Genomic DNA, 16,450 nt, shown 5'->3' on the forward strand with positions numbered 1-16,450 from the left:
CCATGACCAATCACCTGCGCCACCTCACGCCGTTGCTGCTGCTGGGTGCGCTGACGTTCTCCAGCGCCAGCGCCCAGACCACACCGTCCAATCCCACTGCTGCGAGCACGACCCGAGCCGGAACGGAAATCACCAACACTGGCTACCTGGATTACCTGACAGATGAAGGTACCAACGCCACAGACACAAGCAACACGGTCACTGCGACGGTCAAGCACGTCCCAGCGGTCTCGGTGACGCCAGACGGTACCCCAGGTGCTCCCTCCGGCGGAGCGCCTGTGTGTGGGCAAACGGTCATCGGTGTGCCCGGGACAAATGCGGTACTGACGTACCAGATTCAGAACACCAGCAACGGCCCAGATGTCTACAGCCTGACCACGTCAGTCAACAATGGGCCACCTCAGCAGAACACGGCTGTGACTTATTACCTTGACGATGGCGACGGCACGTTTGATCCAGCAGTCGATCAGAGTGTCACGACCGTCAGCCTGGACGTAGGTGAAACGCGCACGCTGTTTGCCACGTTCCCCATCGGCCAGGACGAAGCAGGGACCACCCAATTTCAGATCTCGCCGGTCGCCACCAGTGAAGCGAACAAAACGGTCGCAGACACTGCCAATCTTGGATGTATCGACACCCAGGACCGAGTCGGCGCAGAACTGATGGATGACAACTTCCGTCTCACCACAGCCCCGGCCACGGTCATCACGGAGCACACCCTCCGCAACACCGGCAACGTCACGCTGACGGCAGACAGTCTGCAGCTTGACCAGCAAGGGGGCAATTACCCCACCACCTACCGCCTGGGCACGCAATCTACGGAATACGCCAGCCCTCAGCAGGCGCTGACAGCTTTTGGTGGCCTGACAGCGGGGCAGAGCGTGCAGCTGCACGTCACGCAGAGTGTGCCTGCCGGAGAAGCCAATGCCACGGTCAGCACTTTGCGGCTCTATGCATACACCCCACAGATCGGTTCGCCTGAGCGTCTTATCCTGACCCCCTACGACGCCGCCCGCTTCCGCACCGACGAACTCTATATCGGCCGAGGCATCGGCCGACTCGACAAAACCCAGGCGCTGTGCAGCCTAGACGGCGCTGGCACGCTGAACTGTCCAGCGGCGCAGACCATGTTCGATGCCATTGAGCTGTACAAGCAGCCCATCGAAGTGCAGCCCTGCAGTGTTGTGAAGTATGTCCTCTTCGCGCGCAACGACGGCGACGCACTCCTGCGGCAAGGGCGCCTGCGCGACACCATTCCTGCAAATACGACCCTCCTAGACACGGTTCCCCTGTTCAATTCGCCTGCAGCGCTTTACCGCGTGAATGGCGGAACGTGGACCAATACGGCGCCCACCAATCTGCCAGAGGGCACCAGCATTGAAGTCGGCCCTGATCTCAACGGTGATGGTCAATTTACTGCTGATGACGGTCTCCCGGCACGCAGCCGGGCGATCGGCGCGGCCCTGTACGTTCAGGTCAAAGGCCCAAACTGCGCTGTTCCCACAGCCTTCCCCGCTGAAACGTATCTCCCCTTTCAACCCACGTCGGTCGCCACCCAGACCAACTGATTGGGACGCCTCTAGACCGTTCGTTAGCCATCACGTCAGGGGCGACCGTCTGGCCGCCCCTTAAAGGACACACCATGAAACGACTATTGCTGACCTGTCTCCTCTCAGCCGCTTCGGCTGCCCTCGCTGCGGGTACCCCTGCAGGGACCATCATCACCAACACTGCCAGCCTCGAAAGCGTGGATGACGCTGGCCAGAACGTCACCACGCCCAGCAACGGGGTCACCTTGACCGTCCGCCACGTGGCCGCCGTCGAGATCACGCCCAATGGCTCAGCCACGCAGCCTGGTCAGACGGTCATTGGTCGGCCAGGACAGGACGGCGTGCTGACCTACCTCATCAGAAACCCCAGCAATGGCAACGACATCTATACCCTCGACACCCAGGCGCAGCCGGGCGTGACCAGCGCCCTGGTGACCTACTGGGCCGATGACGGTGACGGCAGATTTGACCCTGATAAGGACTCACCGGTTAGCACTGTGTCTCTACAGCCCGACGAAGAACGTGTTCTCTTCGCCACTTACCCTGTGCCGAGTGGTGCCCAGAGTGGCGCGACATTCGTGTTTGGTCCGCGGGCCACCAGTGGCGTGGACCAGGCTGTGACTGACCGGGACAACTTCGGGCAAATCAGCACTCAGGCAGTGCTCAGTCTGACCTTCAGTGCCAGTCAGAACGGTACGTCCACCAGCCCAGGCAGCGTGACGTATACCCATGAACTGCACAACACCGGCAACGCGCCACTGACAGCTCAGGCGCTGGCGCTGACAGATTCGGGCGGGGCCTGGTCGTATGCCTACCAGATCGGGGACGCTGGAGCAGCAAGCACGCTGCAAGATGCCCTGGCCCTCTGGAACGGAACCCTCGCCTCGGGCCAGCGCCTGCCTATTCGGGTCACTGTCACGGCGCCCACAGGTCTGGCGGGCGGCGTCCAGGACACCTTGCAACTGGGTGCGTCCATTGTGACGCCGTCCAGCGAGACGGTCGACAACCAGACCCCCGCGCCCCTCACACTCACCGATGTGACCATGATTCTCAAAGGTGTGCCCAGCAGCGCGAAGACCGTGCAGAGCTGCGGGCAGGACGCGACCTGCGCGGCGCCTGTTTCCATTACTGATGGGCTCGTTCAGCCCAACGAATACCTGCTGTATACCATCACCGGATCGAATGGCGGCAATGGTGGTCTGCGCCGGCCCATTCTGAAAGACACGCTGCCCCAGCACCTCAAAGGCGTGACGTTTCGCGGCGTCGCCAGCCTCAATGCCGGACAGCTGCTTTACAGCCTGGACGGACAGAGTTGGACGCTTCAGGTCCCGTCCATCCAAGACGCTGAAGGGGTGACGGTATATCTGGGCTGGGACAGCAACAGTGACGGCGTGGTCACTTCGGAAGACGTGCTGCCCGCCGGCGAGGGCCTGACCCTGACGCTCATCACGGCGGTCAAGTAAATGCGGCGGGCTGCGAATGCCGTGCGTCTCGCGCTCGCGCTGAGCCTGGGGACCGCCGCGCTCGCGGCCCCGACGCCAGCCGGCACGACCATCACCAACACAGCCATCTTCACCACTGACGAAGCCGACACTCAAAGCAACCCCGTCACGCTTACGGTTCGGGACGTGTGTGGCGTGGCCCTGAGTCCCGCAGCGCAGCAGGCCTCTGGCCAAGTAGGACAGCTCACTGCCTTCACGTTCACGCTGTTCAACACCGGCAACGTTACGTCCACCTATCCGCTGCAGGCGCTGGGCACGCAGACGGGTCAAGGCGCAACGGCAGGGGCCAATGTGGCCCTGCTGAACCTATCGGGTCAGACACTGACGCCACCCACCGTCACGCTCGCAGCGGGCGAACGCCGCGACGTGGTGCTGGGCGTGACCCCGCAGGGGGCGGGCGTTGCGGTGGGCCGACTGCGTGCTTCGTGCTCGGCGGTTGTCGATGCCGAGGGCCTGGCCCGCGTGGACGCTTCGCTTGTGCCGCTGGTTGCCACCAAAGCTGTGGATAAGGCACAGGCCAAGCCAGGGGACATCCTGACGTACACCGTCACGGTCACGAATCCCAATCTGGCCACGGTCACTGATGTGCGTGTCACTGACACGCTCGATGCACGCCTCAAATATCTGGATGCCCAGCAGCCCGCAGGGGTTGCAGGCCAGACCGTGACGTTTCAGCTGCCTTCCCTGCCTGCGGGCTCTCAGGTCTCATTCACCTTCAGGGCCCAACTCGACACCCTTACGGATGACGTGCTGGTGGACAACGCGGCGCAGGTGACCAGCACTGAACTCCGAGCTCCTGTACCCACCAACACCGTGCGGACCCATGTCTGGGATCCCAGCCTGGCCATTACCAAGGTCAGCGGGCAACTGCATGCGGGGGTCGGCGACGCCCTGAATTACACGCTGACGGTCACCAACACCAGCATGTCAGCGCGGCTGGAGCGGTTTACCGTGCAAGACCATTTGCCCCGGGGATTGCATCTGGACGCCGCAACGCTGCGCCTAAACGGACAACTCGCAACCGACCTGGATCCCGATCCTCAAGTGATCCAAGTCAGCGGTGACCACCTCGCACCTGGGCAGGCGGTGCGGCTGACCTACGTCGCCACGGTGACGCCCGAGGCGCTGGGGTACCTCACACTCCGCAACGTGGCGCAGGCCTGGGCCGTCAGTCCGTCTCGTCCGAATGAGCCTGTCCGGACGCCTGAAGTCGACGCCATCGTTCGAGTGAATGCGCCGGGGCTGGGGGTTTTGTTGGGCCGCGTTTACCTTGATCTCAACGGCAATCGGCGGTTTGACACCACTGACCGGCCTGTGAAGGGCGCCAGGCTCGTGGTTTCCGGCGTCGCGACTGCGCTCACCGATGCTGAAGGCCGCTACGCGATTCCAAACCTGCGGGCCGGTCAGTATGCCGTGGGCCTTGACCGGGCAAGCGTGCCGTACAGCGCCGACGTGCTGTCTGGCTCGCTCCTTATGCCCGGAACGCGCTTGGTCACCTTGTCTGAAGTGGTGGCCGCCGACTTTCCCCTCCTCCCACCAACAGGAACAGGGACAGCCGCCCGAAGCGCAGAGATTGATGGCGGGAGCTGGCGCGTAATGAAGACCGTGCAGCGGACCTCACCACTGGTGGTGCTGGTGACACTCACGCTCAAGGCTACAAAGCCCATCACGCTTGACTTAAGTGACCCTCTCCCCCCTGGAGCGGCCCTTCAGTCAGGCGTGCCTACCTGGCGCGGCCAGGTGGATGCAGGGCAGACCGTGACCCTCCAGTACACATTCACGTCCGCGCTACCGGACGCGTCTCTGACCACAGATCCTGCAGTGCAGGTCCAAGGAGCTGCCAAGTGAAGTCCGCCCTGAATCTTATGCTCGTGACCGGGCTCCTGAGCCTTTCTTTTCCGGCCTTTGCGGCCAGCGAGCCCCTGCCGACCGTTACCACCCAACAGGCGGGCGAAACCCGCGTCATTCTGGGTACCACGGGCCAGACACCGCGGCTGACCAGTGTCGGGGACGGTCTCCTGTGGCTCAGTGGCGACCAGGTGCTCACCCTGGACGTGGCGTCCCGTGGTCTGGTGAGTGTGCTGTTGACCTCGCCTGCCCTTGATCCTCAAGACTACCGACTCGCTGAGGAATATGGAGACGAGCAGTATGACCGTGCTGGCACGAGAACGGTCTATACCCTGACATCACCTGATGGCCGCACGGTGGCCCAGCGGGCGTATCTACCTCAATCAGGCAGTGCCCGCGACCTGTTGTTCACGGGTGTTCTCCCTGCTGGGCGCTACACCCTGCGGGTGGCCACCACAGGCGCGTCAAAAAACACGTTTGCCCTCGGGGTCGTGGGCGCCCGGGTGAGCGCGCCTCAGGTCAATGTCACGGTGCTCTCCCGGGAGTGGGTGCCACTCGCCACCTTACAGCCCAGTGCAGACAGCAGCACCCTGAGCATCTACGACACGGACGGCGAAAACGAACTGAACCTCCGGCTGCGCTTTCCAGATGGACGACTCCAGGCCCTGAGTGGCGGCAGAGACCGTGAGGTCCTCACGGTGACGGTCCCTGCCGCCACTGCAGGGGCAATTCTGCTGGAGGCCCGAATTCCTGTGGGGGCCGCTCAGCACAGCAACACCGTGGGGCTCAAGGTGCAGAACCAGGACATGACCCTGACGCCACCGGCGCCTGAGTCGCCTCCGGGCGAGGTGCACGTCACCCCGTCCGCGAAAACCCCCGCTGTGCCGCTGTCCACGCCTCCAGTTCAGGTCCGACCGCCTGAACCGACCCCTGCTGCCGTCCTGCTGACGCCGCCTGTGGTTTCACCCCCGGCCGCGTCCCCTCGCGCGCCGCTTATTCTGCCCTTCACGCGTGGAAGCACCGTCTCTTTGCGATTAGACGTGCCTTCAGGCGGCACGCTCCTGGTGGCCCACACCCTGCCGCAAGGCGCGACCCTGGTGCCGGGCAGCGCCACGGATGATCTGGGCCGCGCCGTTGATCTGCGTGTCGGACGATCCGGTCGGCTGTACTTCACTGTTCCGGCCACCGTTCGTCTGGTGTCCTACCGCATCACCCACAGCGCAGCTTTGTCTGAACTGGCGGCGCCTGCCATCGTCCGGCTGACCGAGCAGGGCCGCGACCACCTTCAGGGTCAGATCGACGAGGATGACGCCCGGACAGCTCAGCGGCCCAAAGTGATCAGCCTGTCGCGCGCGGAAGGCCTGCTCCGGTTCCCACTGGACGGCGCCGTGCTGCAGGAACGCAGCACGGCGGTTGAGGTGCATTACACCGGGAGCGAGCCGCCGCTGCTCGTGAATGGACAGGTGATCAGCCCTGAGCTGATTGGCAAGCGTGTCCAGGGCGAAGGCTTTGGCGCCCTCACGTACGTGGCGGTTCCACTGCAAACCGGCACGAACATCTTGGAGGTGGGCGGCGAAACGGTCACTGTCCGTGTTCCAGGGAAAGCCGCGCAGGTGGTATTCACCCCGGTCAGCCTTCAGGGCGATGCCCGCACCCCAGCTGTCATCGGGGTTGAAGTGCAGGATGACGCGGGCTTGCCCGTGCGCGTGCCCAACCTCACACTCAGCATTGAAGGTGCGCAGCCCCTGAATCCGGACGCGATTCCAGCAGCCCCGGGGTATCAGCTGGCCCTGACCGACGGCCGGGCCGAGCTCCGCCTCAAACCGCAGGCGAGCGGTCAGGTGATCTTGACCGCGGGAAGTTACGCTGGACGCGCGACCTTCACCCTGGGGGCTGGCCAGGGCCAGCTGATAGTGGGCCAAGCCAGCTACACCTTGGGCGGGGACAACCTGATGAGCGGCGCGGTGTTCCGCGGGCAACTTGCTGGCCGCGCCACCCTGGAGCTCCCCTGGGCGGGCGGCCAGCTTCGGCTCAATGCAGACAGTGAAGGCTTACAAGTGTTGAATGACGTTCAGACGCCCCGTCACTTGGTCACTGGCGACGCCAGTACAGTCCAGAATGATCTCACGGCGCGCGGCGCAGTGGCCGCTGAATACCGTCGAGAAGGCGTGAGTGTCCGCTACGCGCTCAAGGCAGCAGTGAATCCCCTCACCACTGCGGTGTACGACGCGGATGGGTTGGCAGCGGCGGCAGACTTGGGGGGGGCCGAAGCGTTCGTCTACCGAGCCCAGGTGACCCAGGGCCGGCAGCACCTGAGTGTCCAGCCGATCAGGAGCGTGATTGAGCTGGGCCCCGGCGTGACCCCCGCCAGCGAAACCCTTCGTGTGACTGGTCAGGTTCAGGGCGTTAGCCGCGTCCGCACGTTGACTCGCGGCATTGACTACAGCGTCACCTATGACACAGGCGTCGTCACCCTGACCCGGCCAGTTGCCCTGACGGATCCTGACCTGGAGCAGCCGCAGCTGGACATCACATTTGATCGGCCTGGGGACCCAGCGCAGCTGACCCCCGTCTGGGGCGTGGGGATGCGCCGGGCGTGGGGAAGTTTCAAAGGCAGCGGAAACAGTGGAGGAGAAGTCGTTCTGGCGTACGTTGACGAAGCGCGCAACGGCACATTCGGTGTTCGGGCCACCCTTCAGGACACCAGCCGTCTCGTTAGGTTTTTGGGGCTGGTCAATGCTGGCGTCCGCAGTGAAGTCAGCCTCAAGCAGGCCTTTGGGCAGGGGCTGGTGACCGCCAACGTCGTGGTGCAGACCGAGGGCTACCGGGGAGTCCTCGAAGGCACGCCGGGCACCACAGCGAACGTGAGTGCCGCCCTCCCGCTGTCACCGACCTTTGGTGTCCGTGCGCGCGCTGAGTACGCCAGTGCACGCCAGCGGCTGGACAGCGAAGTGCTTGGGGTCCACACGCAAGGCGCCTTTACGTTCGGCCTGGGCGCAGCGGCCAGTTCAGAGGGAAATATTCGGGCTGTCGTAGAGGCCAGTCTTACCCAGCCTGTTGCATTGAAAGTCCGGCATGAGCAGAGCTTGACTGGTCAGGGAAGTGCCACCACGCTCAGCGCCAACGTGCCACTCACCCCAGCCTTGGGCATCAAAATTGAGGACCGGATCAAGTGGGAAGGTGGCCAGGCCCAGCATCAGGGTGCTGTGGGCTTGGCGGGCCGGGCAGGCGTGAGCCAGTACGACATTTCGTATGAGCTGCCGACCTTGGCCGGCGACAGTGGACGGGTCCGGGCCGCTGTTCAGGCGGACATGCCAGTCAGCGAGCGCCTGAGTATCGGGCTTCGCGCTTCAAGCACTGTCCTGCCAGCATTAACCGCGCAGGCCAGTGTGGACGCCCGGTACCGCACCCAGACCTGGCTGGGGACTCTTGGCGCTGATGTTGACTGGCAGAACGGCTGGACCACCGGTCTGCGCGGCACCCTGACCCACAGTGACGGCCCCTGGACAACGTCGCTCAATGCCCAGAGTGTTTTCGGCGTGCGGGGTGGGCACAAGTACGCTGCCGGCCTGGCGTACCGCGGCGAAGTGCTGAACGTCCTGGCCACCGCCCGCTATGAAACGGGTGCCCTCGCGCCGATGGGTGGTCTAGCCTCGGTGTCCACCGACGCGACCTATCACTTTGGATCTGCGGCGGTACGCGCTGGCTTCGGACTGCGCAGTTCGGCGGCTTTCGAGACCTTGACGTGGCAGGCCTACACCGGCGGCACGTACTGGCTGACACCACGGTTCGGCCTTGGCGGCCAGTACCGCGTGATCGGTCAGCAGGCCACAGGCCTCCTGAGCCCGGCTGCCAGTGTCGAAGCGACGGTGGTGCCAGCCCCCGGGTTGGGGGTCACGGCCGGGTATACCTTTGCGCGTGAAGGGGCGCTGACGTGGCCGTCAGGTCAAGGTCGTGGCCCCTACGTCCGTCTGGATCTTCTGGTCAATCAACAGAAGTAAAGCAGCTGGGCGGAGGTGTCGGGTCTTGGACCCGACACCTCCGCTTTTGCCTGCGCTCCAGAGATGTGGGACATCCTTAAGTATCCCCTTCAATGCCGCAGTCGTCTGCCCTAAAGCAGTTTCTCTGGCCGTAGCCGTCAGAACCCACGCGCCAAACACCATGAAAGTATGAATGCACCCCCTGATGTGAGGCGCCGCCTCGCCCTCCTGGTGCTGGGACTTGCCGCTCTATGCGGCCGGGCCCAGGCCGAAGTGGCAATAACCAACAAATTTTCGCCGTCCACAGCTGTAGTCGGTCGCACGCTCCAGTACTCCCTGACCCTCAACAGCACCGAGGTGACCCCCCTCATGGACACGGGCCTCCGGCATACCCTGAGCGGCATTTCAAACATTCACGAGGGCACGGCTACAAGCTCTTGTGGAGGCGCCGTCGGAAGCAGTGGCAACACCCTGACCTGGACAGGCGGCACCGTGCCGGCTGCTCCGGCCAGTGGTACGGTGACCTGCACCATTACCGTGCAGGTCACCGCGAACACCACCCCCAGTACCTACACGGCCACGGTACCTGCCGGCGCCTTGACTACTGCGGCTGGGGTCAGCAACCGGTTCAGTGCCAGTGCCAGTTTCAACTCGACGCCGCTGCTTTTGCCCACGCTCGAAGCCGCGATGACGGACTCCCGCGTCGCCTACAACTATTTCGGCATGCAGTTTCTCCAGATGCCCGGCGCGACCAGCGGTGTCGCTCTTACCAACCAAAATGCGGTGCCGCTCAACCTGCGCAGCGCCGTTCTCAATGTCAACCCGCAGTTCAGCGGCGCGCCGACCCTAAGTGGGCCTGGTTGCCAAGGCACCATGGGCGCCATCAGCACCACACCTTCCTATCACACCGTCCAGATCACAGATTTGACACTCCCCGCCGCTGGACGTTGTCTCCTGACCTTTGACGTGAGACAGTCAACCGCGCTGCACTACCAGGCCTATACCGATGGCGTGCCGAGCAGTACCCCGGCGACAGTGGGTTTCACCATGCCGCAGATACGGCTGAATGAAGTCGACCAGGACACCAGCATGGCCAACAAGACGGTGAGCGCCCGTTACAGTGCCACGGGCCGAGTGCCCATCGGTTTTGCCAAACTCATCAATCACCAGGACAGGCTTACAGTCAGTGGCGGGCGGGACAACACGCTGACCCTCAGCCTTTTGGTGAAGAACAACACCCGGGAGACACGGTTTTTCTCCTACCAAGATCCCCTCATCGCGGCTGGCGATTACAGCGCGAGCAGTGTCGTCAGCGTGGCAGAAACGCGGGACCAGGAGAACACCAACGACTATTCCAGTGGCTCACAGGTGGCGCGCACCCCCCAGGCCTGCAGCACACAGGGCGTCCACTTTGACCGGCAGGCGAAATTGGTGCAGTACAGCAATGTGGCGGTGCCTGCGGCCAGCGTTTGCCGGTTTGATGTAACGTTCGTGCTCCCGAAAGGGTCGTATAGCGGCGTGGCCTACTACCTCATACGAAACAATCAGGTGCAGACGGACGTGCTTGCCACCTCATCCAACAACGGAGGGGCGGCCGCAGCGGCCCTGACGGTCCAGACTGAAGGTCAGCTGACGTTCTCGGGTTCGACCGGCTACTACCTCAACGCCTTGTGGCTCAGCGCTTCCATCAGCAACCCTTCGAACGAGGACATGACCGGTGTCGAGTTCACCGCGCCTTGGGATGACTTTCTGCCCATTGAATTTGATGCTGAGCGCTCCTACAGCACTTGCGGCGGTACGCTGTCTGGCCTCGCAGGGGGAAAAGGTGCTGTTTTCCGCGGCGGCCGGGTGCCAAGTCTGGAGGAATGCAAGGTCGTCATCGCGATACGTCCCGACAGCGTGCTGGGTACCATGAGCAGCACCGCACACGTCTCTGCGCCGGTGAACGTCACAACCACCAGTGGCCACCGGATCAACAGTCAATCAGGCGGCACGTACCTGAGCGTATATGGCAATACGCTCTTTCTCACGGCCAGCAGCTCAAAAATCCCCACTGGCGCTGCAACCCACCGGCAAGTGACCCTGACCAACTACGCCGCACAGGTGCTGCAGGATCGCCCAATAGCCCTTAGTATTGCCCCGCAGGAAACATTCCTGGCTCAGGACCTTGACGTGGTCTGTCAGACGCAACCTGGAAACATCCAGCAGGCCTACCGTATTCCGTTTGGTGCCGTCTCGGTCTCGGGTCAAACCATGACATTTACCCTGCGGGATATCCCTGCCTACACGATGGACCAATCTCGGCGGATCGATGAGCAGGTGTTCGGCGCGCGCGCGCCCACGCAATGTGTCACCACCGTAGCCATTCGGGGCAACAGTGCTGGCACCTTCACCAGCACCGCGTCGACCGCTGATCTGGCCAACTACTACGGCTCGACCCCCCCAGCCACCCTCACCCGCTCTGCCACCGCCGCCTACGTTGAGAGTCCGACCTACACCATCAATCACACGTTCGCGCCGCAAACCGTCTACGCCGGTCAGAGCACCGCCCTGCGCTTGACGGTGCCTACCCCCAGCTCATCGGCGTATGCCGGCGTCCTCACCCGATTCCGCATTGCGACGCAGTTGCCCTCCGGCATGGAGGTTGATCCACAGGCTTTGACGAAGTACGGATGGCACCAAGCGTCGGACGGCAGTCACATCTACCTGTCCGGCTATCCCTACACCACGCAGACACTCAACCCTACGTGTGATACCCAGCGTCAGTGCACGGGCGCAGGCATCCTGGTGCGCCCTGATGGTCGCTCGCTCGTGTTCTATGCCAGTGAAGGCTCAAAGCTGCCTGACGTGCCGGTACTGGTCACGAAGTTCGGTGACCTGACCAGTATCATCGCGGCCGCGCAGACCGAAGCGGCGGACGGCAGTTCCGCACGCATCATCGCTGACACCTCGGCCAGCGTGAAGGTGCTGCCGTCTATCGTGGCGCGCGCTGCCTATGATCCCCCCCGCATCGTCAGTGGTGGGGTCAGTCGCCTTCAGGTGCAGATCGTTAATGCCAATCCAGTGCAGGAGACTGTGAGGGTGCGCATCCCCCTGCCCATGCAAGTGAACATGGCAGACGCTGCACTGACCGGCTGCGCGGGCGACCTGACCCGGTCCTACAACGCCGCGACCCGTGAATTGGTGGTAGACGGCATTCAACTCCAACAAAACGAGCAGTGTGCCCTTCAAGTCCCTGTGCGTGCCACCACGGGCCGGGCCGCCTCGACCTACACGACCACCATTCCAGCTGGCCACGTTACTGGTCCAGCGTCCAATACTGGCAATCAGAGCGCTGCCGCAGCCCCCCTTGCGGTTGATCCGCTGCCCGTGTGTGTTGAAGCTGCACCAGGACAGCCCGGGCGTCAGAGCTTGACCCTGACCACGCCAGGACAAGGCCGCGCGACCCTGATCCTGATCAACAATGGCAGTCAGGACGCGACTGCGCGCAACCTCGTCTGGACGGTCAGGCTCCCGGACGGTTTCTCAGCCCACTATGCCTTTGACGGCGGCATGCCCTCTCCCTCTCTTGATCAGGCCTGGTCTGACCGAGTGGCCGCTCGCGGCGCTCTGCCCCCCGGCGAACAGACCCACTTATCGGTGACCTATCACAGCCCGGCGGGGCTGCAACGTGGCGATGTGGCCCAAGCTGAGGTATCGGTCACTGCAGACCACGCGATGTGTGCCGGCGCGCAGCAGTTCTACACCCTGACTGTGGTGCAGGCTGACCCTAGCGTTCACAAGACGCAGGCGCTGTGCCTGGTTCTGGCCAATGGAGCGTTGCAGTGCGGCTCTGAGACCGACGCGCCGCTTGAACTGCGCCCCTGTGAACGTCTGCGCTACACCCTGACCGCCACTAATACCGGCGACGGTCCACTTCAGCGACCTCAGCTGCGTGACCGGCTGGATGAGCGGTTGAGCCTGAGTGCCGCTTTAGGTGTCAGCTCACTGGGGACGTCAGTGCTGTACAGCGCAGACGGCGGGCCATTCGGACCTCGCCCCACCGATGTCCGACAGATTCGGGAGCTGCGGGTGGCGCCCGATACCAATCAGGACGGACTGATCGATGCCCGTGATGTGCTGCAGCCGGGCGAAACCCTGACGCTGGTGTTGACTGCGGGCCTTGCCAGTCCCTGTCCAGCCCCCTAAACCGTCATCTGCCGCTGCGCACCGGGTTCCATGATCCGGTGCGCAATTCTTTTTAAACCCGCCCGCTGAAACAGTGTCGGCATGACGAACGGAGAGACTTCTGTGAGCATCCTGGAATCCAGGCGGAATATGGCCCGGAAAATAAAGTGTCCCTCGTGCAAATCCGCCCATCTCAGGTTTGCGGAGCATCAACCAGGCACTGTTGAACGCTTTGAGCAGCAGGATGACTTCACCATTACCAGTGCTGGTGTCACTGCCGACACCACCGGCGAATCGTACGTGATGGCTCACTGCCAGGTGTGCAGCAATGAGTGGCGGGTGCGGGGGCTGGGGCAAGTGCGCAAGCTGGCGTATGCGCAGATTCAGTCTGCGGCTGAAAGGCATACAGCGAACTGGGACAAACCCTCACGACCTACATGATGGTTGAACTGGTGGAGCCGTCGACCTCTACCAGAGGTGTACACCACAAACACACAGGGCGCCGCATTCCGGGGGGAAAGCAGAGGCGCCCTGCGTGTTTGGTCTCAGGCGGATTTGACGAGTGCGGACAACACCGGCGTCTCACCCTGCTCGACGTCCACTTGTGCGCGCCGCAAACTGCGGATGACATCAGGACGGTCAAGCTGTTCGGCCAGCCGCAGAGCTGCCTCAAAATCTTCCTCTAAAGGCGTCGGCTCAATCTCGATCAGGCGCAGCAGATACTGCAGTCCCCGCATGGACCGGTTCCCATGCGCCGCTGCCCGGAGAAGCGCCGCTGCATGCGCGGTGAAGCGGGCGCGCATTTCTTCAGCCCAGTCGGTTTGAAGATCTTGAAGAAACGGCATGCGGTACAGCCGCATCACGTCCTCAGCTGTGCCCGCGAACAGCTCGAGCGCGTCACATTCGACGGTGACGTCGCTCGACAGGCTCATCCGCCCTTCTTTTCCGGATTCCACGTCGATAACCCGCAGTGCGGGCAGGCCTGGACGCGCCACCGCCACACTCTCGTCGAGCTCCTTGCGGTTGACCTGCAGGCGTTTGCGCTGCGGCGTGCGGCCGCCCGGCGGGATGACGCTGCTGGCCAGGCGTGTGCCCAATTCTTCCTGGCCAGGCGCCAGGGCCAGATAGGCGAGCAGCTCTGCTGTTCCAGTGCGTGTCCGCAGTTGAATGCCGTCAAGCATAAGCCGAGGTGTATCCAAAGTGGTCACCCGGAGCACTGGGCGGCGTGCAACCTTGAACGCGAGGCGGCCAAGGGCGGCCACCTGCGGCTCTCCGTGAGCTTCAAGGATCGGGGTCAGTTGCGGGAACAGCCGCAGAGGGCGGGTCAGGGCGTAAGGCGCGCGCGCCGTCATGCTTCGCCGGAGGACGTCCAGTGCCCCGCTCAAGGGCTCGCCCCGCTCATAAGCGGCCAGCAACACCACGGCGCGCGACATCATGCCGTAATCGAGCCAGTCACTGAGCTGGTGCAGTCCATGGCGCTGCACCAGAGCGGCCGCTTCCTGGAGATGCCCGCGGAGCGCCAGCAACGCCGCCTCGAACGCCAGGTACTCGTTTCGCATGTTGGCCGGGAAACGTTCTGGAACGCTTTGGGTGCGGGCGAGGGTGTGGGACGCTGCGTCCAGATCACCAGCGGCCAGCTGAATCTCCAGCTGACGGAACAGAGCGTCGAACATGATGGCCTTTCCCCACCACAACTCAGCCAGAGAAACGGCCCGGTCTGCATCGGCCAGCGCCTGACCGAGTTGCCCGGCTGTGAGGTGTACGGCGCTGCGCGCAGACAGCAGCACCGGCACCGCCTCCGGATGGGTGCGCTGCAAGCGCTGCAGCGCGACTTCCAGAATGTTCAGTGCGCCGTCCAAGTCCCCGGCCTCCCGCCGCAGGCTGGCCAGACGCTGCGCCACGAGCAGCAGGCGGTTGTTGTCGTGGCGGTGCCTCTCCACCAGCGTAAAGGTCCGCTCGTGCACTGCCAGGGCGGCCTGGTATTCCCCCTGCGCCTCCAGCTGAAAGCCGTGCAGGCTCAGCACATTGATGAGCATCGGGACGTCGCTCAGCGCGTCCGCCAGGGCCAGCGCGCCCTGAATAGCTTCTCCAGCTTCAGCGATTCGGCCCTGCTGGATCAGAACCGCCGCCAGCACGCGCTGCAGCTGGACCCGGTCACGCGATGTTCTGGCGTCCTGCAGGCCAGCCTCGCTAATTTCCAGTGTGCGTGGCAAGTCGCCTTCCCGAAAAGCACGGAGCGCACGGACAAACGCCATACCCGCAGGAGCGTGGCCACGTACTTTGAGCTGCGCCTCAATCAGGTCAACGGCGGCAAGGTCGCCCAGCTCCTGCTGTGCGGTGGCCAGATCAGCCAGAACTGGGGACGGCAACTGGGTCAAGGCAAACGGCTGGAGGCTCAGTACCACCATGCGCCAGTCGCCGGCGCGGTACCACATCGGCAGCATTTCCTGCACCAGGGGAAGCGCGTCATCGGCCGCGTCGGCCTGTGTCAGCGCCCGCACCGCCTCCAGCGTCCGGCCCCGAGTCGCGTGCCAGTGGCCGACCTGGCGCTGCATGTGACGCAGCCGCTCCGGCTGCGCGGCCAAGCGTGTCCGGAGAAGCTGGCGCAGCAGGCGGCCGGGCACCAGGCTGGTCCCCTGTCTCAACACGGGCAGCGCCTCCTCGACGGCGGCTTGCCAGTGGGGTGGAGCGTTTAACCGTAGCGCTGAGAAGACGGCGTCATCCCACCGGTACAGCAGTGCCGCGTCCGTCAGGATCTCTGTCAGGTTGGGTGCAAGCCGCGCCAGGGCCGCTTCCAGGTGGGGGTGGGCCACGTCCAGCGGCGCGGCCCAGGCGTCTGGAGCCACCAAGCTCAGCGGCGTAGCGGGCGGCCTGGGCGCAGTCAGAACAGGCGCCTCTGGCGTGCAACTGACGGCAACTTGCAGCTGATCCTTGGCGGCCCCGCACAGCATCCACAGCAGACGCGCAGACGATTCACCCAGGCGGTCGGCATCGTCAATCAACAGCACCACCTCATCTGGATGGGCTGTAAGGTCATCGGCCAGGGCCGCCACGGCCAGCTCCGGCGTGGTGTCAGCCAGTGTGGCCATCTGGTCGTAGTGCTTAACCCCAATGCCGACGTGGGCGAAGGCCCTGGCCAGGGAGCGGTTGAACTGCCGCCGGTCGACGTCATCGTGGGCCACACTCAACCATGCCACGGCCAGTGGTTCTTCCGAGGCTGCCCGCAGCGCGTGACCGAACTGGGCAAGCAGCGTGGTTTTCCCTGTGGCTTCCGGCGCGACGATGCCCACCGCTGCATGCTGGAGTATGCGCGCCAGCCGCTCGAAAAGCGGCGCCGGCAAAGTCTCTGAGGCAGAGGGGAGTTCAAAGCGTTCGAAAGAGAACAGGGTCATGACAGATCTGT

6 protein-coding genes are annotated in these 16,450 nt (G+C 63.8%); 5 read left to right on the forward strand and 1 reads right to left on the reverse strand.

Going from position 1 to position 16,450, the window contains the following annotated elements; genetic code table 11:
• The first annotated feature begins 2 nt into the window (after window positions 1-2).
• From K7W41_RS16825 to K7W41_RS16845, 5 genes are all read left to right on the forward strand, one after another.
• The gene (locus tag K7W41_RS16825; RefSeq protein WP_224610934.1) at window positions 3-1,568 is read left to right on the forward strand and encodes a hypothetical protein; all 1,566 of its coding nucleotides are present in this window, start codon (window positions 3-5) and stop codon (window positions 1,566-1,568) included.
• A 74-nt stretch (window positions 1,569-1,642) separates the two neighbouring features.
• Window positions 1,643-3,013: a hypothetical protein gene (locus K7W41_RS16830; protein WP_224610935.1), complete on the forward strand. Its 1,371-nt coding sequence runs from the start codon at window positions 1,643-1,645 to the stop codon at window positions 3,011-3,013.
• 21 nt (window positions 3,014-3,034) lie between these two features.
• Window positions 3,035-4,900, forward strand: a complete 1,866-nt coding sequence (locus tag K7W41_RS16835; RefSeq protein ID WP_224610937.1) for an isopeptide-forming domain-containing fimbrial protein — start codon at window positions 3,035-3,037, stop codon at window positions 4,898-4,900.
• Window positions 4,897-8,901 (forward strand): hypothetical protein, encoded by a 4,005-nt coding sequence (locus K7W41_RS16840; RefSeq protein WP_224610939.1) that lies wholly within the window; start codon window positions 4,897-4,899, stop codon window positions 8,899-8,901. Before K7W41_RS16835 ends, K7W41_RS16840 begins: the two co-directional genes overlap by 4 nt.
• 168 nt (window positions 8,902-9,069) lie before the next feature.
• Window positions 9,070-13,068, forward strand: coding sequence for a hypothetical protein (locus K7W41_RS16845; protein WP_224610941.1), 3,999 nt, complete (start codon window positions 9,070-9,072; stop codon window positions 13,066-13,068).
• Window positions 13,069-13,592: 524 nt separating this feature from the next.
• Here the strand turns inward: K7W41_RS16845 and K7W41_RS16850 are convergent.
• The gene (locus K7W41_RS16850; protein ID WP_224610943.1) at window positions 13,593-16,439 is read right to left on the reverse strand and encodes an AAA family ATPase; all 2,847 of its coding nucleotides are present in this window, start codon (window positions 16,437-16,439) and stop codon (window positions 13,593-13,595) included.
• Between the last annotated feature and the right edge of the window lie 11 nt (window positions 16,440-16,450).

Source organism: Deinococcus multiflagellatus (genome assembly GCF_020166415.1).
GTDB lineage: Bacteria > Deinococcota > Deinococci > Deinococcales > Deinococcaceae > Deinococcus > Deinococcus multiflagellatus.

What these genes read in the sequence shown, in the direction of transcription:
- K7W41_RS16850 (WP_224610943.1), bottom strand. Translation starts at nt 16,439, where the DNA reads ATGACCCTGTTCTCTTTCGAACGCTTTGAACTCCCCTCTGCCTCAGAG.
- K7W41_RS16830 (WP_224610935.1), top strand. Translation starts at nt 1,643, where the DNA reads ATGAAACGACTATTGCTGACCTGTCTCCTCTCAGCCGCTTCGGCTGCC.
- K7W41_RS16845 (WP_224610941.1), top strand. Translation starts at nt 9,070, where the DNA reads ATGAATGCACCCCCTGATGTGAGGCGCCGCCTCGCCCTCCTGGTGCTG.
- K7W41_RS16825 (WP_224610934.1), top strand. Translation starts at nt 3, where the DNA reads ATGACCAATCACCTGCGCCACCTCACGCCGTTGCTGCTGCTGGGTGCG.